The sequence below is a fragment of the Nitratireductor sp. WH36-1 genome, assembly GCF_058725515.1.
Genome location: NZ_CM178970.1, coordinates 2,494,050 through 2,512,472 on the forward strand (window position 1 = coordinate 2,494,050; position 18,423 = coordinate 2,512,472).

Sequence of the window (18,423 nt, forward strand, 5' to 3'; positions counted from 1 at the left end):
CTGTCATGGGCGACGTCACCAATGAGCTGCTTTATGAGGTTCTCAAAAGCATGCAGGGTCGCCTGGACAAACTTGAAGCCGGACAATCGGAGATCCGTCAGGAGCTGATCTCCATCCGGGGGCATATGATTGCGATCCAGCAGGACACCCACAATATCTACGGTATGCTCGGACGCCATGACGACCGCCTTGAACGCATAGAACCCCGCCTCGAGCTCCGCGAATTGGCCGAAGGCCCTCAGAAACCGTACGATCCCAGCCCGAACGATCAGAACCCATGAAATCAGCCATCATCCAGCTTCCCGGCCTCAATCGCGACCGCGACATGATCGCCGCGCTTACCAAGATTTCCGGAAAAGCGCCGATCACCGTCTGGCAGACGGAGACCGAGCTTCCCGATGTCGACCTGGTGGTCATTCCCGGCGGCTTCTCCTATGGCGACTATCTGCGCTGTGGCGCAATCGCCGCCCGCATGCCGGTGATGCAGGCCGTGGCCGAGAAGGCCCGCAAGGGCGTTCTCGTCATGGGCGTCTGCAACGGTTTCCAGGTTCTGCTCGAAATGGGCCTCCTGCCCGGCGCGCTGATGCGCAACGCCTCGCTGAAATTCGTGTGCCGCGAGGTGAAGCTTGAAGTCACCAACGCCAACACGCCCTTCACGCGTGGTTATCAGCAGGGCCAGATCATCCGCTGCCCGGTTGCCCACCACGACGGAAACTATTTCGCGAACGCCGAGACGCTGAAGCGGATCGAGGGCGAAGGCCAGGTTGCTTTCCGTTACGCCGAGGGCACCAATCCCAACGGCTCGGTGAATGACATTGCCGGCATTGTCAGCGACAGCGGCAATGTGCTTGGCATGATGCCTCACCCCGAAAACCTGATCGAAGCCGCCCATGGCGGCGATGACGGTCGCGCGCTCTTCGCCGGCGTGCTTGGAAAGGCCGCCTGATGGGCCGCGCCGGTCACGCCGGTTCGCATTTTCAATTACGCTCCCGGCTTGCCGCCGGCGCAGCCCTTGCAGCGCTGACATTTTCCCTCGCCGCCTGCCAGACAGAGCCGGCGGGCGGGCCGCTCACCCTCGAAGTCGAGGAATCGAGCGCGGTAAAGGCGCTTCAGACCATCAACAGCGCAGGCCTCAAATGCTGGATACGCTCCGGTGACCGTCGCTTCCGCGATCTGCGCATGGTTCCCGAACTCGACACGCGCGTCGGGCGGCCACGCCTTCTGATCGTGCGCAGCAACAAGCAGCAGGGTCTCCCGCTGCTTGTCATCGAAGCGTCAGGGTCGCCAGCGACGATCAGCACCTATGGCCCTCTGGCCTCCACACGCACCGGCGCACGCATAAACACCGACATCATGCGCTGGTCCAGCGGCGGCTCTTCGTGCTGATTTTGCGGTTTCAATCGCTTTAAATTTAAACCTGGAATTTAGATTCCCGGCTTTATTGCATCTCCCTGGGAACTCAAGAGCATCGGGCCGAAATGTGAATTCCGGCTATTCCGATGCTCCATCACTGGTTTAGATCGTCCTTTGTGCGTCCAGACGGACGCACGGCGATCCTGGGGGGATTGCATGGCCAGATTATTGAACGTCGCAGGCCTGACCATAGGTCTGTTCGCGCTCATTCTTCAGTTCGGTCTGACCATCCCCGACGCCATGGAAGCCGGGCGCGGCCTTGCAGGCTCGATTGTCTTCTATTTTTCCTTCTTCACCATTCTGACCAACATACTGGCCGTGCTGGTTCATGGGGCAGCCATGTTTTGTCGACAGGGCTTTTTCACGCAGGCATGGGTGCGCGCCGGCGTCGCCGTTGCGATCACCGTGGTTGGCACCATCTACTGGCTTCTGCTTTCAGCGCTCTGGGAGCCGGAAGGCCTGTTCCTCGTCTGTGACATCGTGCTCCACTACGTCGCGCCCGCGATCTACCTCGCCTGGTGGCTTTCGGCCGGCACGGATGGAAGTCTCGGCTGGCGGCACGTTCCGCTCTGGCTCGCCTATCCGTTCGCCTACATGGTCTACGTGCTCGCCCGCGCACAGATCACCGGCGAGGTGCCCTACCCGTTTCTCGATGTCGCGCTGAACGGCTGGCCGAGCGTTCTCGTCACATCCGCGGCCATTCTCCTGCTCTTCGCCTTTCTTGGCCGCCTCGCGATCCTCGCAGACCGCCTCACAACCGAAGGCAACGCCACCCGCGAAACGGGCGGCGGCAGCTAGAGCAATTCCAGCAAAAGTGGAGACCGGTTTTGCGTTCGCAATTGCGTCAAATCATAAAGACAGAGCGTTTCCGGTGATCCTGTTTTCACCGGAAACGCTCTAATCCCAGAAGGGGCGCAGCCCTTCGCGCCGCGCCTCACTGCGCGACACGCCAATGTCGCACAATTGCTCGTCGGTCAGCTCCAGAAGATCCAGCCTGCTGCGGCGCTTGCTCAGCCATGCCGCAAGCTTTCCCATCACATAAGCGAGGCTGAACCCCGCGCGCTCGTGCTTCAGACGCGGCGCAGCGGGACTGCATGCACCATGCATTGTCTTACTTGCACCCATTGCAAGGCCCTCGATCCGTCTTCATTTGAACGATTGAACCTATGCATTGACTCAAAAACAGGTGCAATATACACAATTGTCACCATGACAAATTGGCTTCCAAACCTCGCGCGCGGCACCGGCCCGCTCTATGTTCGCCTCGCAGACCAGATCGAGCGGGACATTGAGAGCGGACGTCTTGCGTCCGGAACCAAGCTGCCGCCCCAGCGCAATCTCGCCTACGACATCGGAGTGACCATCGGCACGGTCAGCCGCGCCTATGCACTCCTGCGGCAGCGCGGGCTCGTTTCCGGCGAAGTCGGTCGCGGCACCTATGTGCTCGAACGCGTTGGCACGCCGCGCACCGGCCCCTCTGCCGCACAGGCCTTCGGCGGCACGCGCGACATGGTGGTTGCGTCCGGCAAGACGCGCATGGATTCCTCCGCTGCCCCCGATATCGGCCAGGCCGCGGCGCTTGAGCGCATCACCACGCGCATCGTTTGCGAGCACCCGCACAGCATCGCCAGCTACACGCGCAGCCTGCCCGCTCACTGGTTTGACGCAGGCCGTCAGTGGCTGGCGCGCGAGGGCTGGAGCTCGCCGCCCGAAGGCATTGTCCCCACGCTTGGCGGCCATGCCGGCATTCTCGCCACCATCGCCGCGATGACCACGCCGGGCGACCGCATCGCCTTTGAAGAACTCACCTATTCCCATGTCGCGCGCAGCGCCACGGTCATCGGCCGCCGCCCGCTCCCCATCGCCATCGATGAAGACGGCATGATCCCGGAGGATTTCGAGCGCGTCTGCGCCCAGCAGCATCCCCGCATGGTGTTTCTGGTGGCCTCGCTCCACAATCCCACACTCGCCACCATGCCCGAGGCGCGCCGGCGCGCAATTGTGGATATCGCCCGGCTTCACAATGTCTGGCTGATCGAGGACAACATCTATGGCGCGCTGCTTGAGGAAACCCCGCCTCTCTTCGCCTCGCTTGCGCCGGAGCGCACCTTTCATGTGGGCGGCCTTTCCAAATCCGTGGCCGCCGGCGTTCGCGGCGGCTGGGTGGCGAGCCCGCCCGCCTATGCCTCCCGCATTCTCACCGCCCACAAGATGATCACCGGCGGCATGCCGTTCCTGCTGGGCGAACTGGCGGCGCAGCTCGTCCTGTCCGGCGAGGCGCAAACCCTGCGCAATCAGGTGCTTGAAGAGATCGCCGCACGTCACGCCATTGCAGCCGAAGCGTTCGCCGGGGCCGATTTCACCAGCCATCCCCGCGCGCCGTTTCTCTGGCTCAAACTGCCCGAACCCTGGCTTTCCAGCACGTTCAAACAGGCGGCCTTCGAGGAAGGCGTGCTGATCGACGACGAGGACGAGTTCCGCGTCGGGCGCTCCGGCGCGCCCCTCCACCGGGTGCGCATCGCCTTCACCGTTCCCCAAAACCGCGACCTGATCCGGCGGGGATTTGCCACGCTCGCAGGCCTTCTGGACAACCCGATCAGCGGATTTGACAATTACGGCTGATGAAAACCGGCATTGGGAAGTGGATTATCGGGCCGCAATACTGTAACGCAGCCTCGAGACACCCGTTGCCACCCTTTTGCAGGGAACGCCGACCCGATGACCATCCCCAATCACATCCCGATCACCGAAGACCTCATTGCGGCTCACGGCCTGAAGCCCGATGAGTATCAGCGCATCCTGGAGCTGATCGGCCGCGAGCCGAGCTTCACGGAGCTGGGCATTTTCTCGGCCATGTGGAACGAGCACTGTTCCTACAAGAGCTCCAAGAAATGGCTGCGCACGCTCCCCACAAAGGGGCCGCAGGTTATCCAGGGCCCCGGCGAGAATGCCGGCGTGGTCGACATTGGCGATGGCCAGTGCGTGGTCTTCAAGATGGAGAGCCACAACCACCCTTCGTTCATCGAGCCCTATCAGGGCGCAGCCACCGGCGTCGGCGGCATCCTGCGTGACGTCTTCACCATGGGCGCACGCCCCGTCGCCGCGATGAACGCGCTGCGCTTTGGCGCGCCCGATCATCCCAAGACGAAGCATCTGGTTGCCGGCGTCGTTTCCGGCATTGGCGGCTACGGCAATTCCTTCGGCGTTCCCACCGTCGGCGGCGAAGTCAACTTCGACGCCCGCTATAACGGTAACATTCTGGTAAATGCCTTTGCAGCCGGCATCGCCGAGACCAACGCGATCTTCTATTCCAAGGCCGAAGGCGTCGGCCTGCCCGTCGTCTATCTTGGCGCAAAGACCGGTCGCGATGGCGTCGGCGGCGCGACCATGGCGTCTGCCGAGTTCGACGAAGGCATCGACGAGAAGCGCCCCACCGTTCAGGTCGGCGATCCGTTCACCGAAAAATGCCTGCTCGAAGCCTGCCTTGAGCTGATGGCCACCGGCGCCGTCATCGCCATTCAGGACATGGGCGCTGCCGGCCTCACCTGCTCGGCGGTCGAGATGGGCGCAAAGGGCGATCTGGGCATCGAGCTCGATCTCGATTGCGTGCCCGTGCGCGAAGAGCGCATGAGCGCCTATGAGATGATGCTGTCGGAAAGCCAGGAGCGCATGCTCATGGTGCTCCGCCCCGAAAAGCGCGACGAGGCCGAGGCCATCTTCCGCAAATGGGGTCTCGACTTCGCCATCGTCGGCAAGACCACGGACGATCTGCGCTTCCGCATTTTCCATCAGGGCGAGGAAGTCGCAAATCTTCCCATCAAGGAACTGGGCGACGAAGCGCCAGAATATGACCGCCCCTGGGTGGAGCCGAAGCTTCAGGCCCCGCTCGAAGGCCCGGCTCCCGAGGCCGACATTGCCGACAGCCTCGTCAAGCTGCTCGATTCGCCCGATCTGTCGTCCCGCCGCTGGGTCTGGGAGCAGTATGACACGCTGATTCAGGGCAATTCGCTCCATCTTCCCGGCGGCGACGCCGGCGTGGTGCGCGTCGACGGACAGGACAAAAAGGCGCTTGCCTTCTCCTCCGATGTCACGCCGCGCTATTGCGAGGCCGATCCCTATGAGGGCGGCAAGCAGGCGGTTGCCGAATGCTGGCGCAACATCACCGCAACCGGCGCCGAGCCGCTGGCGGCCACCGACAATCTGAACTTCGGCAATCCGGAGAAGCCCGAAATCATGGGTCAGCTCGTCCATGCCATCAAGGGCATCGGCGAGGCCTGCACCGCGCTCGGCTTCCCCATCGTTTCCGGCAACGTCTCGCTCTACAACGAGACGCTGGGCGAAGCGATCCCGCCGACACCGACCATGGCCGGCGTTGGCCTCATCCCCGACTGGCAGAAGGCAGCCCGCGCCGCCTTTGCCGCCGAAGGCGAAGCCATCGTCCTCATCGGCGCACCGGAAGGCTGGGGCACGCATCTGGGCCAGTCCGTCTATCTGCGCGACATTCATGGCCGCGCCGAGGGCCCGCCCCCGCCGGTCGATCTCGCGCATGAAAAGCGCACCGGCGACATGGTGCGTGCGCTGATCCGCGCCGGTCAGGTTTCCGCCGTCCACGACTGTTCCGATGGCGGGCTCGCCGTTGCACTCGCTGAAATGGCCATCGCTTCGGGCATCGGCGCGACCATCGATGCGCCTGAAGACGCCATCCCCGCCTTCTTTGGCGAGGATCAGGGCCGCTACATCGTCACCACCAGCGATGTCGAAGCCGTGCTCGCCGCCGCCGAAAAGGCCGGCGTCTCGGCATTCGAGATTGGCGAGACCCGTGGCGACACGCTCGAGCTCGGCGACGCCGGCGCTGTCTCCGTAGAAGTGCTGAAGACGGCGCACGAGGCCTGGTTCCCGGGCTTCATGGACTGATATCGCACTGTCCCGCCCCGGCTCGTTTTTAAAACCGGGGCGGACATTCGGCCGCTGCCTTCGCGGGCTCACTGCGATTGACCTTGCCTGCCGGAACAGCCATATCTCGTTAAGACAGACTGTTTTGGAGACTCGCCTACCCATGGCTATGAATGCTTCTGATATCGAGCGCCTCATCAAGGAAGGCATCCCGGACGCCCAGGTCACCATCCGCGACCTTGCTGGCGACGGCGATCATTACGCCGCAGAGGTTGTGGCGGAGAGCTTCCGTGGCAAGTCGCGCGTGCAGCAGCACCAGATGGTCTACAACGCGCTCAAGGGCAATATGGGCGGTGCGCTCCATGCGCTCGCCCTGCAGACCAGCGCTCCGGACTGATTTCATCCGGAAAGTTTGACGCGTGGCGTTGCGCCATGGAAAATGGTGCAATACATAACGTTTGATGATGAAAATGCCGGGCCTTGAACCCGGACATGAAAGGACTTGCGATGAGCGGTATCAACGAATTCATCGATAATGAGGTCAAGAGCAGCGACGTTGTGCTGTTCATGAAGGGCACGCCCGGCTTTCCGCAGTGCGGTTTCTCCGGTCAGGTCGTCCAGATCCTCGACTATCTCGGCGTCGAGTACAAAGGCATCAACGTCCTCACCTCCGACGAGCTTCGTCAGGGCATCAAGGATTATTCCAACTGGCCGACCATCCCGCAGCTTTATGTGAAGGGTGAATTCGTTGGCGGTTGCGACATCATTCGTGAGATGTTCCAGGCCAGCGAGCTTCAGGCTTTCCTGAACGAAAAAGGCGTGGCAGCCAAAGGCGCCGCCTAAAAAGCTTTTCAGGACCGCGCCTGCTTTCACGCTGGCGCTCTCCTCTTTGGAAATGCGCTGGTTTTCGCCAGCGCATTTTTTCGCGTCTGAACATGCTTTTTCGCCCGCAGGGCAACTGGTGTTTTGACGCAGGAGATAAGCGCGCCTCGCCATGCGAGAACCCTCATGGATATTTCGGGGGATTCTCCTGGGCGGTACTGTTCGGGCGGACGCGCTGAAACCTTTTGCAGACGCGCGCCCTGACGGCGCGGACGCCTGCCCCTGTTGACCGGCCCACCTGCCTTTTTACTGCGAGGGGGCGCGACCGGCCATTTGATTGCACGCATTGACGACCGCTGGAGAGATATATGCAGAAACCCGTTTCAGAAACCGCCCTTAAACCGCAAAGATCCCTCGGTCGTGTCGAATTCGTCGCGCTGACGGCAGCGCTCATGTCCATCAACGCGCTCGCCATCGACATCATGCTGCCCGCCCTTCAGCAGATTGGCGCGGAGCTGGGCGTCGATGACGAGAATTCGCGCCAGTATATCGTGACCGCCTATCTCGCAGGCCTCGGTGCGGGACAGCTCTTCTTCGGCCCCGTTTCGGACCGTTTCGGTCGCCGCGCGCCGCTCTTCTTCGGTCTCACGCTTTACGTGGCGACGTCGCTGATTGCGGCCATCTCGCCCAGCTTCGCCTTCATTCTGGTCCTGCGCTTCCTGCAGGGCGTTGCCGCTGCCGCGACGCGCGTTGTCGCCGTCTCCGTCATCCGCGATGTGTTTGGCGGTCGCCAGATGGCAGAAGTCCTCTCCATGGTCATGATGGTCTTCATGGTCATCCCCGTGATCGCTCCCAGCATCGGCCAGATCATCATGATCTTCGGCGACTGGTCGGAGATCTTCGTGGCGATGGCCGTTCTCGCCATTATCTTCGGGACATGGGCGGCTTTCCGCCTACCCGAAACGCTTGCGCCGGAGAATCGCCGCCCCCTCACCGTCTCATCGATCACGAAGGGGTTCGGCATCGTTCTTACGAACCGCATCTCGCTCTGCTACACGCTGGCCACCACCAGCGTCTTCGGCGCGCTGTTCGGCTTCATCAGCTCCGCACAGCAGATCTACACCGACGCTTTCGATCTGGCGGACTGGTTCCCGATCCTGTTTGCCGTCGGCGCCGGTCTGATGGCCGTCTCGTCCTTCACCAATTCGCGCCTCGTGGGCCGCATCGGCATGCGCCGTCTCTCCCACGGCGCACTGGTCGGCTTCACCACGGTCAGCCTGCTCTGGCTCGTTCTGGCCAGTATCGGCTTCATGCCGTTCTGGCTGTTCTTCCTGCTGTTCTCGGTCGCCATGTTCCAGTTCGGCTGGGTCGGCGCGAACTTCAACTCCATCGCCATGGAGCCGCTGGGCCACGTGGCGGGCACGGCAGCCGCCACGCAGGGCTTTCTCACCACGCTGGGCGGCGGCCTGATCGGCGCCTTCATCGGCCAGATGTTCGACGGTTCAACCGCCCCGCTCGCCACCGGCTATTTCATAACCGGGGCAGTCGGCATCGTTCTGGTGTTGGTCGCCGAGCGCGGACGCATGTTCCACGCGGTCAATCAGCCCGTGTAAGACCCGCAAAGTCGAACAGTTTGCGATCCAGAAGATGAGACGGGCGCGCATTGGTCAGCGCCCGGATCATCGTGTCCTTGCGGCCGGGCATGCGGGCTTCGATGTCGGTCAGCATCGACTTCATTGCATTGCGCTGCAGCCCGTCCTGACTGCCGCACAGATCGCACGGAATGATCGGAAAATTCATGGCGTCGGCAAACTTCGCCATGTCGCTTTCCGCACAATAGCTGAGCGGGCGCAGCACCATCACGTCACCTTCATCGTTCAAAAGCTTGGGCGGCATCGCCGCCAGCCTGCCGCCATGGAACAGGTTCATGAAGAAGGTTTCGAGAATGTCTTCCCGGTGATGACCGAGAACAAGCGAGGAGCAGCCCTCTTCGCGCGCGATCCGGTAGAGGTGCCCGCGCCGCAGCCGGGAGCAGAGCGAACAATAGGTGCTCGATTCGGGCAGTTTCTCGGTCACCACCGAATAGGTATCCTGATACTCGATCCGGTGCGCGACCCCGAGACTGTCCAGATAATCCGGCAAAATATGCTTTGGAAAGTTCGGCTGCCCCTGATCCAGATTGCAGGCGAGAATCTCCACCGGCAAAAGGCCGCGCCACTGAAGATCCATCAGCACCGCCAGAAGCCCGTAGGAATCCTTGCCGCCCGAAAGCGCCACAAGCCAGCGCTCGCCGGGCTTCACCATGGCGAAATCCTCGATCGCCTGACGCGTGTTGCGCAGCAGGCGTTTGCGCAGCTTGTTGAACTCCACCGAAGACGGCATACCCTTCATGAAAGGTGGTGTGTCCTCGCCGGTCGGCGTTGCCATTTCAACGGTTTCCGCCGGTTCTTTCGGTTGCGCCAAGGTGCTATGCATGGGCGGGCCTTTGTCGGATCGTGTGATTTCGCGCCTTCCTATCAGAAGCCTTGCGGCAAGGCGACTTAACGAATAGGCATTTTCGACTTTCTGTTGGCAAATCACCTTTTGATCGTGTCACCTTTTGATGGAGATTGCGCGCGTGGCCAAACGGCTCGACATTCTGGTCCCGTTCCTCAACGAGCGGGAAAGTGTAGCCGGCTTCTGCGCCCTGGCTGGCGATTTGGCTGCGCAGGCAAAAGAACGCTTCGGCCTCGACGCCAATTTCATCTTCATCGATGACGGCAGCACCGATGGCGGTGGCGCGCTCTATGGCGAGCACATGACCGGCGACTGGTCGCTCATCACGCTCGCGCGCAATTTCGGCAAGGAAACGGCGATCCTCGCCGGTCTCGACCAGAGCGAGGGCGATTACGTCCTGCTCATGGATGCAGACCTCCAGCACACCGCCGATGTCGCGCTCGACATGATCGGCCGCATCATCGCCGATCCCGATCTCGACATGGTCTATGCCATTCGCGCCGACCGCGCCGAAAGCCGCACGCTCGGGCGTTATCTGGCCAACGGCTTCTACTGGCTCATCAATATGGGGCAGCGCTACGAAATCCCGGCCAATGCCGGCGATTTCCGCATCATGACCCGGCGCTTCGCCATGGCGCTCCGCCAGCTACGCGACCAGCGCCGTTTCAACAAGGGCCTCTATGCGTGGACCGGCTTCCGGCAAGAACGCATTCTCTACAAGCCGGCAGATCGCCAGGGCGGTGAAAGCAAGTGGTCGCGCCGCAAGCTGATCGCCTTTTCGCTCGAAGGCTTCACCTCCTTCTCCGTCGTGCCACTGCGCATGGTGTCGCTGTTTGGCGGCGGTGTTGCGGCCCTCGGCTTCATCTACGGCATCAAGATCCTTCTGGAGGTTCTGTTCACCGGCGTGGCCGTTCCCGGCTATCCGAGCCTCATCGTCGCCGTCCTCGTGCTTGGCGGCCTCAACCTCGCCCTGACCGGGCTTGTCGGCGAATATGTCTGGTCGGCGCTGAGCGAGGCCAAGAACCGGCCGAACTACATCATCAAATCCATGTCCGGTCCGAGCGCCGTCCCGCTGGCCGAGACCCGCAAGACCGGCAGAGCGTCTCACGATGACTGAGCCCGCCGCCCGCTCGGTCTGGTTGATCGCCGACGATTACGGCTTCTCCCCTGCCGTCAGCGAAAGCATCCGCATGCTTCTCGCCAATGGCCGCCTGAGCGGCACGGGCTGCATGACGCTGTTCGATGACTGGCGCGACCACGCCGCCGCTCTTGCAGCCACCAGCGGCAGTTTCGCGACCGGCATGCACCTCACCCTGACCGATTTTCCGGCTCTTTCCACCGGTCGGAAGATGCCTGAGCTGAAACGGCTTCTGGCAAGCCATGATGACGATGCCGCCATCGCCGCCGAGGCCGATGCGCAGCTTGACCGTTTCCGCGAGGCGTTCGGCCGCAATCCCGATTTCATCGACGGGCACCAGCACGTGCATTTCCTGCCTCCGGTCCGGCGCTGGCTGGCCGCGCGCTTTGCCGATGCTCCCGCAGCCGAGCGCCCCTGGCTTCGCGGCGCACCGACGCTGCGCGCCGCCCCGGCGCTCATCAAGGCCAAGATCGTGGTTGCCCGCCTGCTCGCACGCGGTTTCGATGCCGAGATGCGCCGGCACGGCTTCGCCGTCGAAGGCCCGCTCTGCGGCTTCTATGACTGGCGGCGGAAAGGCGCATTCTCCCGCGCGCTTGATCTCTTCATCGACAGGGCACCCGACGGCAGCGTCATCATGTGCCATCCCGGCACGGTGGATGATGTGCTGCGCAGCCGCGACGTCTTCACCGATGCCCGCGAAGAAGAGCGCGATGCGCTCGCCGCAGACGCCTTTCCCGCCCGCCTTGTCGCCGCCGGGCTTTCCCTGAGACAGGCCCGCTCATGAGCGAAGGCGAGAACCGCACGCTTTCCGCAAAGCTGGGCCGCTTCGCGGTGGTCGGCGTTTTGAACACGGTGATCGACTTCGCCACCTTCACGGCGCTGATCGCCCTGTCTTTTGCGCCGCTGCTCGCCAATTTTCTCGGCTGGGCCTTGGCGGTGATCTTTTCCTTTGCCGTCAACTCACGCTGGACATTCGAGCGGGCGGAGCGTTTCAGCCTGCACAGGGCGTTTGCGAAATTCGCCGTCAGCGGCAGCATCATCTCGCTTGGCTCGTCGACGCTCGCCGTCTATCTCCTGCCCCCGCTCACCGGTCTTTTCGCGGCCAAGCTGATCGGCATCGTGATCGGTGCGATCCTGAATTTCTTCGCCGCGCGCTGGTCCATAGAAGACCGCATCGTTTGAGGGAATTTCGGGTAAAACGAAGAAATTTCGTCCCGAATTTCCCAACAACAGACCGTTTTTCCGAAAAAACGAAATCAGGAGCCCTGAGCCGCCGGCGGCATGAAGAACAGCTGCACCGTCCAGCTGCGCTCACCACCAAAACCGGGAACGGTCAGAACCTGCGTCTCCGCCCCTGCGCCCGCCAGTTCCTCAGCCTTTGCAAGACATCCCGACTGACCGTCAAAACAGGCAATCGCCATGCCCTTCTCGGCCACCGCCTGCGGCGAAACCCAGGGCGTCAGAGCATAGGAATTGCCCTGCATGGAGAAGGGACGCGAGGCGGTGTAGAACGTGGTGCCGCTCGCCAGTATCTTGTCGCCCGCCACATGGGTGAGCGGCGTGTCGAACCGCTCGTTCCAGGCCGCCTCGATCTCCGTTGCAATCGCGCGAACCGGCACATTGTTGTAGTGCGAGGTGTTCTTCGCCTCTTCCGCATAGATGAAGGGCGACAGCGCAAGAAGGGACGCGCCGTAGATCACCACGGCAGCGGGAATTGCCAGTTTCTGCGCCTCAAGCCGCCCCGGCTTGATGAGCAGAATCAGGAAGATGGGCGCGGCGAAATAGAGCGGCAGCGCCCAGACGGAGCTGAACTGTACCGTGAATGCAATGCCCAGAAGCAATGTCAGTGCCAGCGAGCCGAAGCCGGTCCACAGAAGCGCCCTGCCGGCCAGCGTCTTGCGCAGCGCCAGGAAGGGCGTTGCATCAAACCACGGCCCGCGCCCGTTGCGCAGTATGGCGATCAGAAGCACCAGCACCACCGGCAGCATGTAAGCCAGAAGCGCGCCCAAAAAACGGGGGGCGGAGGTGATGCCGATCAGCGCGGAACCATCGCCCTGCTCCGACACATAGGTGAGCGGCAGGAAATCGTTGCCAACAAGCCAGATCAGATGCGGTGTCACCAGCGCGACAAAGACGAGGCTGGCAACCCAGACGCCCGGGCGCAGCAGCAGCGCGCGCGCTTCCCGGTCGATCAGGACATGAAGGACAATCGCGCCCAGAAGCGCGCCGGAGAAATATTTGATCAGCACCGAAGCCGCAGCCAGCGCGCCAAGAATGATGGCGTCGGAAAGCCGCTGCTTTTCAAGAAAGCGCAGATAGAACCAGACCGTCGCCGCCCAGAAAGGCAGCATCGCCGAATTGGCGTTGTACTTGATGGCTAAAAAGGTGACCGGCGGCAGGAAGAAGAAGAGCGCGGTGCTCAAAAACGCGCGCCACGGATCGAGAAACCGCACGGCGATGCGCCAGCTTGCAAACATGAGCGCGGCGCTGTTGACGGCCGACAGGAGATAGTAGGCCCAGTCCACATTCGGGAAGACGGAAAACCAGGCGGCCGTGATCCAGGCGAAAAGCGGTGGATGCTTGTAGTAGCCCTGCTCCCAGGCGATGCCCCAGGAGTAGTTTTCCAGCATGTCGCCGAAACCGTCGAGATTGAGCTGCGTCAGGCTCGCATAGACCGTCCATAAGCCCACGAAAAAGGCCAGCAACAAGCCCATCCGCAACCCGGACGCCTTCGCCAGTCCCGTCATGCAAGCACCTCGCCTCTTCCCGAAAAAAGACAAAAAAGAAGGCGCCCGGCCACTGGCAGGACGCCCCCCAAAAATTACCTGCCGAAAGGTATCAGCGCGAGTAATACTCGACAACCAGGTTCGGCTCCATATGCACGGCATACGGCACATCGGAGATGGCCGGAACGCGCAGATAGGTGGCAACCATCTTGTTGTGGTCGACTTCGACATAGTCCGGAACATCGCGCTCTGCGAGCTGCGTTGCTTCCATGACGATGGCGAGCTGCTTCGACTTTTCCTTGACCTCGATCACGTCGCCAGCCTTACAGCGGTAGGACGGGATGTTGACGCGGCGGCCGTTGACCAGGATGTGACCATGGTTCACGAACTGGCGCGCAGCGAAGATCGTCGGAACGAATTTGGCGCGGTAGACCACGGCGTCGAGACGGGATTCCAGGAGACCGATCAGGTTCTCGTTGGTGTCGCCCTTGCGACGGTTCGCCTCGTCGTAGGTCTTGCGGAACTGCTTTTCCGAAATGTCGCCGTAGTGACCTTTCAGCTTCTGCTTGGCGCGCAGCTGCAGACCGAAGTCCGAGAGCTTGCCCTTGCGGCGCTGACCGTGCTGGCCGGGGCCATATTCACGACGGTTGACCGGGGACTTCGGACGGCCCCAGATGTTTTCGCCAAGACGGCGATCAAGCTTGTACTTTGCAGAATGGCGCTTGCTCATCGCATTCCCTTTCATATCAAAAACACCGAAGCCGAAGCTCCGGACGAAGGAAACGCGCCCTCCTCTGGCCTCCGTTTTCGAGACCTGACAGGACATGCCACGCACGCTAATGCGGCTTGTCCACGGGACACGTTAAAAAGCGCGGCAGCCGGAAGCCATCGCACTTGAGCGGGTGATTATGCCAGCGCGCCCCGAATGTCAACCGAAACGCGATATCTTGGCGAAAGACGGGGCCGGGCCGGTTCCGCAAAGTCCCGGCCCTGAAGAAAGCGCGGATGCTCAGCGCATCCTGAAGCCGAATCCGGACAGCAGCCGGCGATAGCCTTCTGCGGGTGCGCCGGAGGTGAAATGGGCGATGTCTGCGCCATTACCATTTCCATCGCCACCGCCATGGGCCGCGGATGATGGCGCGGGCAGATTTGCCGACAGCGCCAGCGCGCGGCGGGCAATCGCCTCGGATGTGTCGATCCAGTCGACCGGCCATGGCGCGGTCTTGCGCATCCGGTTGACCAGAAAGGGATAATGCGTGCAGGCCAGAACCACGATATCGGTGCGCCCGCCATCCTGATCGACGAAACAGGGCGCGATTTCGGCCTCGACGGCAGCCTCGTCCACGAAGCCTTCGCGCATATATTGCTCGGCAAGGGCTGCGAGATTTTCGCTGCCCACGAGCCGCACATGGCATTTCGCAGCATAATCGCGGATGAGGTCGCGGGTGTATTGCCGCTTCACCGTGCCCGGCGTGGCAAGAACGGAAACGAGGCCTGAGCGGGTGCGCTCCGCAGCCGGTTTGATGGCCGGAACCGTGCCGACAAAGACCTCGTTTGGAAACGCCTCGCGCAGCCGATGGATGGCGAGCGTGGATGCCGTGTTGCAGGCGATGACCGACATGACCGGCCTGTAAGTGTCGAGAAGTTCGGCGAACAGGCCGACCATGCGCTCCAGAAGCGCCTCCTCTTCCCATGCCCCATAGGGAAAGGCGGCATCGTCCGCCACATAGACGTAAGGCCGCCCCGGCAGAAGAATGCGCGCTTCCTTGACGACCGAAAGGCCGCCAATGCCCGAATCGAAGAACAGGATCGGCCGCGTTTCCATCTTCATCTCCGATCCATCTCTATCGCCGCCACTCTATCGCCACCACTTTGCGGTCAACGCTCAGGCGCGCCAGAACCGCGCGGATTCCTGGGCGAAAATTTCTCAAGCGACGTCAACACGCCGCGCAGAACGGCAAGCTCCTCGACGGTGAAACCCGGCCGCGTGAACAGGGCGCGCAGGTTCTCCATCATCTTTGGCTTCTTGTCTTCCGTGCGGAAATAACCGCGCTCGTCGAGCACATTGTCGAGATAGCCCATCAGGCTCTCAATATGCAGCTTCTGTGCAGGCGCAAGCGCCTGCTCCGGCGGCGTCACGGCCTGATCGCCGGTTTTGATCCACTCATAGGACATGAGAAGCACGGCCTGCGCGATGTTGAGCGAGGCGAAGGCCGGATTGACCGGGAACGTGACGATCTCGTCGGCGAGCGCCACTTCCTCATTGGTGAGGCCCCAGCGCTCGCGCCCGAACATGATGCCGGTCTTCTGGCCGCCGGCAAAACGGCTGCGCAGATCGCTTGCCGCTTCGACCGGCCCGCGCACGGGCTTGAAATTGTCACGCGGACGCGCCGTCGTCGCCAGGACGAAATTGAGATCGGTCACCGCTTCGGCCGGTGTCTCGTAGACGGTCGCCGCATCAATGACGTGGTCTGCGCGGCTTGCAGAAGCGCGCGCCTTTTCATTCGGCCAGCCATCGCGCGGGGCGACGAGCCGCAGCTCCGCCAGACCAAAATTGGCCATGGCGCGCGCCACCATGCCGATGTTCTCGCCCAGTTGCGGCTCCACCAGAATGATCGCCGGGCCTTCCGCGAGCATGTCCTGCTGTTTGTCTGTTCCTGCCATAATGCGGTGCTGTTACCCGCTTCACGCGCTGCGGTAAAGCGCGCAGTTCATCCATTCACGAACATGGCGTTGCGCACGAGCTGCGGAATGATGGCCACGCTCTTCAGCGCATCTTTCAGTGTTTTCTGCTGACGCGCGGTGAGACGCTCGGGCGCGACATTGTTGGAAAGAGGAATGCCGAGCGCGATGTCGTCCACCTGCTGCTCCAGAACGAGTGTGAGGAAAAAGCGGTGCGCATCACGCAGCGCCAGAAGATCGTTGCGCGGCATGCCCGGATGTTCGGCCAGCGCCTCAAGCCGCGCACGGGTGGAGGCGCGCGGCAAGTGGTGCCGGATCGCCAGCGCGCGCGCCATCGCCGCAATGGGAAAGAGACCATGCATTTTGAGATCGACCCGCCCCTCCTCCAGCCTGAACCCGCCGAACAGGGTGAAAGGATTGTTCATGTCGCGCACGCTCTCGCCCAGAAGCTTGGCGAACTCGATCTGCTCCGATCCGCGTTTCCATGCATGGGCGCTGAGCGCGCTTACGAGGCGTTCGTCGCCATGGACGGCGCGCAGGTCGTAAAAGATATCGACGTTCAGAAGATCCTGCGGGCGCGCCTTCGTCACCCATTCATCCACGCGCTGCCGCCAGGTTTCCGCCGAGCCGCGCCACACCGCATTGCGCGCCATGACCCCGCCCTTGCAAAGGGGGATTGCGGCGGCGTGAAGATGGTCGGCGAAACGGGCTCCCAGTTCCGCAAACCAGCGGTCCTGCGGGCCATCGGGTTCGCCTTCGGCGAAGATCAGTGCATTGTCCTGATCGGGGGCAAGCAGGCTTTCGCCGCGCCCGCCAGAGCCCAGAACCATGACCGCGAAGGCACAGGGCGGCTTGCCCTCGCCCGCCTCCTCCATGTCGTGAAGCGCCATCTCGCAGGCACGCGCGGTCATCGCGCACAGGACGCCGGAGATGATTTCCGTGATGCTGCGTGTGTCGATCTCCTCGTCAAGCAGCGCCGACGCAACCACGGCGACGCGCGACCACGCGCCGGCAAGATCGGCCGGGGTTCCGGCATTCTCGATGCGCGCCTGAAGATCCACCGCAGCGCCGGCGCGAAATTTCAGAAAGTCGCGCGCGGAGATGACGCCCGCCAGCCGGCCATCGGCATCGCTGACGCCCAGATGGCGGATCTTTCTTCGGTTCATAAGCCCGAGCGCCCGGTAGAAGAAAGCACTGCCCTCAATGGCGATCAGCGGGGCTGCTGCAATGCCCGAGACCGGGCCGGCAAGCGCCGTGCCGCCGGACGAAGCCACCGCGCGCAGAACATCGCGTTCCGTCACGATGGCGTATCGCTCCGCCGGGCCGCCCGGTGCGCCATCGGATGAGAGGAGCAGCGAGCTGATGCGACGCTCGGCCATGATGCAGGCGGCTTCCTGCACCGAAATGTCGTCGCGCGCGATCACCGGCCCGGCGCTGGCCGCCTCGGCCACGCGATGGCTGAACGCGTAAGGGTCGATGGCCTCAAGCGCGTGGCGGGACGCGCCATTGCGGCGCAGAAACGGTTCGCTCCAGCCCGCCTCCGCCTGCTGGCGCAGCGCCTGTGAGCGCAGGCTCGACGCGCGCTCCGCCTCCGCCACGGTGCGGATGCCGCGCCCGGCAAGATGCGGAGCGAGTGCGGTGAAGACCTCCCCGGCGATGCGCGCATCGGCAAGCGCCGAGTGGCGGCCGGACGTCTCCACCTCAAGCCAGGCGGCAATGGCGTCGAGCGAGGCGTCCGGCAGGTCGGGATTGACGATGCCGGCCAGCATGCGCACGCAAAGCGTTCGCGGGGCCTGCCATAAAAGGCCAGCGCGATGCGCCTCGCGCTCCAGAACCGCCAGATCAAAGCCCAGCGCATAGCCGACCAGAAGCCGGCCGCTGCGATACTCTTCGAAACGCTGCCAGGCATCGGCAAAATCCGGCGCGGTGCGCAGCATCTGACCGGTGATGCCGTGAATGGCGGTGGAGCGCGGCGGGATCGGAACGCCCGGATCGACCAGCGTTTCGAACGCATCGTCAGCGCGCAACCGCCCTTCCACCAGCGCCATGCCGCCAAGCTGCAGAATGCGCGCTTCCTTGACATCAAGGCCGGTGGTCTCGGTGTCGAACGCCACAGCATTGGCCGCGATAAGGGGCGTGGCGTCGGTTACGGCTTTCACGACAGATCCCCCTCTTTTGCGCCGGAATGGCCGGTTTTGGCGAATTTTGCCTCAAACCAAACCCGATTTCACGCCAGAATGCGCCATTCTGGAC

19 protein-coding genes are annotated in these 18,423 nt (G+C 62.7%); 12 read left to right on the top strand and 7 right to left on the bottom strand.

Annotated elements, in window-relative coordinates; translation table 11 throughout:
- The first annotated feature begins 5 nt into the window (after window positions 1–5).
- From AC4PTT_RS11720 to AC4PTT_RS11735, 4 genes are all read left to right on the top strand, one after another.
- Window positions 6–281, top strand: coding sequence for a hypothetical protein (locus AC4PTT_RS11720; RefSeq protein ID WP_206547686.1), 276 nt, complete (start codon window positions 6–8; stop codon window positions 279–281).
- The gene (gene purQ, locus AC4PTT_RS11725; RefSeq protein WP_492161200.1) at window positions 278–946 is read left to right on the top strand and encodes a phosphoribosylformylglycinamidine synthase subunit PurQ; all 669 of its coding nucleotides are present in this window, start codon (window positions 278–280) and stop codon (window positions 944–946) included. Before AC4PTT_RS11720 ends, purQ begins: the two co-directional genes overlap by 4 nt.
- Complete coding sequence (locus tag AC4PTT_RS11730; RefSeq protein WP_206545452.1) at window positions 946–1,386, top strand: hypothetical protein; 441 nt, start codon at window positions 946–948, stop codon at window positions 1,384–1,386. Before purQ ends, AC4PTT_RS11730 begins: the two co-directional genes overlap by 1 nt.
- A 183-nt stretch (window positions 1,387–1,569) precedes the next feature.
- The gene (locus tag AC4PTT_RS11735) at window positions 1,570–2,211 is read left to right on the top strand and encodes a Pr6Pr family membrane protein (RefSeq protein ID WP_492161201.1); all 642 of its coding nucleotides are present in this window, start codon (window positions 1,570–1,572) and stop codon (window positions 2,209–2,211) included.
- Window positions 2,212–2,310: 99 nt separating this feature from the next.
- Here the strand turns inward: AC4PTT_RS11735 and AC4PTT_RS11740 are convergent, their stop codons facing one another.
- A complete protein-coding gene (locus AC4PTT_RS11740; RefSeq protein ID WP_492161202.1) occupies window positions 2,311–2,538 on the bottom strand; it encodes a DUF1127 domain-containing protein in 228 nt (75 codons plus the stop codon).
- Window positions 2,539–2,622: 84 nt separating this feature from the next.
- On the opposite strand from AC4PTT_RS11740, the gene AC4PTT_RS11745 reads away from it, so the two are divergent.
- The 5 genes from AC4PTT_RS11745 (at window position 2,623) to AC4PTT_RS11765 (ending at window position 8,741) form a co-directional block, all read left to right on the top strand.
- On the top strand, window positions 2,623–4,035 hold the full coding sequence (locus tag AC4PTT_RS11745) for an aminotransferase-like domain-containing protein (RefSeq protein WP_492161203.1): 1,413 nt from the start codon (window positions 2,623–2,625) through the stop codon (window positions 4,033–4,035).
- Between the two features lie 96 nt (window positions 4,036–4,131).
- Window positions 4,132–6,327 (top strand): phosphoribosylformylglycinamidine synthase subunit PurL, encoded by a 2,196-nt coding sequence (purL, locus tag AC4PTT_RS11750; protein ID WP_206993489.1) that lies wholly within the window; start codon window positions 4,132–4,134, stop codon window positions 6,325–6,327.
- A 142-nt stretch (window positions 6,328–6,469) separates the two neighbouring features.
- The gene (locus AC4PTT_RS11755) at window positions 6,470–6,703 is read left to right on the top strand and encodes a BolA family protein (protein ID WP_113155012.1); all 234 of its coding nucleotides are present in this window, start codon (window positions 6,470–6,472) and stop codon (window positions 6,701–6,703) included.
- 110 nt (window positions 6,704–6,813) lie between these two features.
- Window positions 6,814–7,149: a Grx4 family monothiol glutaredoxin gene (gene grxD, locus AC4PTT_RS11760; protein WP_113156272.1), complete on the top strand. Its 336-nt coding sequence runs from the start codon at window positions 6,814–6,816 to the stop codon at window positions 7,147–7,149.
- Window positions 7,150–7,496: 347 nt separating this feature from the next.
- Window positions 7,497–8,741, top strand: a complete 1,245-nt coding sequence (locus AC4PTT_RS11765; protein ID WP_113155011.1) for a multidrug effflux MFS transporter — start codon at window positions 7,497–7,499, stop codon at window positions 8,739–8,741.
- On the opposite strand, the gene ttcA is transcribed toward AC4PTT_RS11765, so the two are convergent.
- Complete coding sequence (ttcA, locus tag AC4PTT_RS11770) at window positions 8,725–9,555, bottom strand: tRNA 2-thiocytidine(32) synthetase TtcA (protein ID WP_222473946.1); 831 nt, start codon at window positions 9,553–9,555, stop codon at window positions 8,725–8,727. The two genes, AC4PTT_RS11765 and ttcA, sit on opposite strands and share 17 nt — an antisense overlap.
- A 190-nt stretch (window positions 9,556–9,745) precedes the next feature.
- Here ttcA and AC4PTT_RS11775 point away from each other — a divergent pair, with 190 nt between their 5' ends.
- The 3 genes from AC4PTT_RS11775 to AC4PTT_RS11785 are packed head-to-tail and all read left to right on the top strand — an operon-like array spanning window position 9,746 to window position 11,944.
- On the top strand, window positions 9,746–10,741 hold the full coding sequence (locus tag AC4PTT_RS11775) for a glycosyltransferase family 2 protein (protein ID WP_206545459.1): 996 nt from the start codon (window positions 9,746–9,748) through the stop codon (window positions 10,739–10,741).
- The gene (locus AC4PTT_RS11780) at window positions 10,734–11,546 is read left to right on the top strand and encodes a ChbG/HpnK family deacetylase (RefSeq protein ID WP_492161204.1); all 813 of its coding nucleotides are present in this window, start codon (window positions 10,734–10,736) and stop codon (window positions 11,544–11,546) included. Before AC4PTT_RS11775 ends, AC4PTT_RS11780 begins: the two co-directional genes overlap by 8 nt.
- A complete protein-coding gene (locus tag AC4PTT_RS11785) occupies window positions 11,543–11,944 on the top strand; it encodes a GtrA family protein (RefSeq protein ID WP_492161205.1) in 402 nt (133 codons plus the stop codon). The genes AC4PTT_RS11780 and AC4PTT_RS11785 overlap by 4 nt, the downstream gene beginning before the upstream one ends.
- Window positions 11,945–12,018: 74 nt before the next feature.
- On the opposite strand, the gene AC4PTT_RS11790 is transcribed toward AC4PTT_RS11785, so the two are convergent.
- The 5 genes from AC4PTT_RS11790 to AC4PTT_RS11810 form a co-directional block, all read right to left on the bottom strand.
- Window positions 12,019–13,509 carry a glycosyltransferase family 39 protein gene (locus tag AC4PTT_RS11790; protein WP_492161206.1) on the bottom strand — a complete coding sequence of 497 codons (1,491 nt, stop codon included), beginning with the start codon at window positions 13,507–13,509 and terminating at the stop codon, window positions 12,019–12,021.
- 91 nt (window positions 13,510–13,600) lie between these two features.
- Window positions 13,601–14,218, bottom strand: a complete 618-nt coding sequence (gene rpsD / locus AC4PTT_RS11795; RefSeq protein ID WP_113155007.1) for a 30S ribosomal protein S4 — start codon at window positions 14,216–14,218, stop codon at window positions 13,601–13,603.
- Between the two features lie 279 nt (window positions 14,219–14,497).
- Window positions 14,498–15,313, bottom strand: a complete 816-nt coding sequence (gene murI, locus AC4PTT_RS11800) for a glutamate racemase (protein WP_492161207.1) — start codon at window positions 15,311–15,313, stop codon at window positions 14,498–14,500.
- A gap of 53 nt (window positions 15,314–15,366) precedes the next feature.
- Window positions 15,367–16,152 carry an RNA methyltransferase gene (locus tag AC4PTT_RS11805; RefSeq protein ID WP_206552708.1) on the bottom strand — a complete coding sequence of 262 codons (786 nt, stop codon included), beginning with the start codon at window positions 16,150–16,152 and terminating at the stop codon, window positions 15,367–15,369.
- A gap of 47 nt (window positions 16,153–16,199) precedes the next feature.
- The gene (locus AC4PTT_RS11810) at window positions 16,200–18,329 is read right to left on the bottom strand and encodes a DUF294 nucleotidyltransferase-like domain-containing protein (protein WP_492161208.1); all 2,130 of its coding nucleotides are present in this window, start codon (window positions 18,327–18,329) and stop codon (window positions 16,200–16,202) included.
- Between the last annotated feature and the right edge of the window lie 94 nt (window positions 18,330–18,423).

Coding starts and splice junctions, on each gene's coding strand:
- AC4PTT_RS11720 (WP_206547686.1), top strand. CDS start 6: ATGGGCGACGTCACCAATGAGCTGCTTTATGAGGTTCTCAAAAGCATG.
- purQ (WP_492161200.1), top strand. CDS start 278: ATGAAATCAGCCATCATCCAGCTTCCCGGCCTCAATCGCGACCGCGAC.
- AC4PTT_RS11730 (WP_206545452.1), top strand. CDS start 946: ATGGGCCGCGCCGGTCACGCCGGTTCGCATTTTCAATTACGCTCCCGG.
- AC4PTT_RS11735 (WP_492161201.1), top strand. CDS start 1,570: ATGGCCAGATTATTGAACGTCGCAGGCCTGACCATAGGTCTGTTCGCG.
- AC4PTT_RS11740 (WP_492161202.1), bottom strand. CDS start 2,538: ATGGGTGCAAGTAAGACAATGCATGGTGCATGCAGTCCCGCTGCGCCG.
- AC4PTT_RS11745 (WP_492161203.1), top strand. CDS start 2,623: ATGACAAATTGGCTTCCAAACCTCGCGCGCGGCACCGGCCCGCTCTAT.
- purL (WP_206993489.1), top strand. CDS start 4,132: ATGACCATCCCCAATCACATCCCGATCACCGAAGACCTCATTGCGGCT.
- AC4PTT_RS11755 (WP_113155012.1), top strand. CDS start 6,470: ATGGCTATGAATGCTTCTGATATCGAGCGCCTCATCAAGGAAGGCATC.
- grxD (WP_113156272.1), top strand. CDS start 6,814: ATGAGCGGTATCAACGAATTCATCGATAATGAGGTCAAGAGCAGCGAC.
- AC4PTT_RS11765 (WP_113155011.1), top strand. CDS start 7,497: ATGCAGAAACCCGTTTCAGAAACCGCCCTTAAACCGCAAAGATCCCTC.
- ttcA (WP_222473946.1), bottom strand. CDS start 9,555: ATGGCAACGCCGACCGGCGAGGACACACCACCTTTCATGAAGGGTATG.
- AC4PTT_RS11780 (WP_492161204.1), top strand. CDS start 10,734: ATGACTGAGCCCGCCGCCCGCTCGGTCTGGTTGATCGCCGACGATTAC.
- AC4PTT_RS11785 (WP_492161205.1), top strand. CDS start 11,543: ATGAGCGAAGGCGAGAACCGCACGCTTTCCGCAAAGCTGGGCCGCTTC.
- AC4PTT_RS11790 (WP_492161206.1), bottom strand. CDS start 13,509: ATGACGGGACTGGCGAAGGCGTCCGGGTTGCGGATGGGCTTGTTGCTG.
- rpsD (WP_113155007.1), bottom strand. CDS start 14,218: ATGAGCAAGCGCCATTCTGCAAAGTACAAGCTTGATCGCCGTCTTGGC.
- murI (WP_492161207.1), bottom strand. CDS start 15,313: ATGGAAACGCGGCCGATCCTGTTCTTCGATTCGGGCATTGGCGGCCTT.
- AC4PTT_RS11805 (WP_206552708.1), bottom strand. CDS start 16,152: ATGGCAGGAACAGACAAACAGCAGGACATGCTCGCGGAAGGCCCGGCG.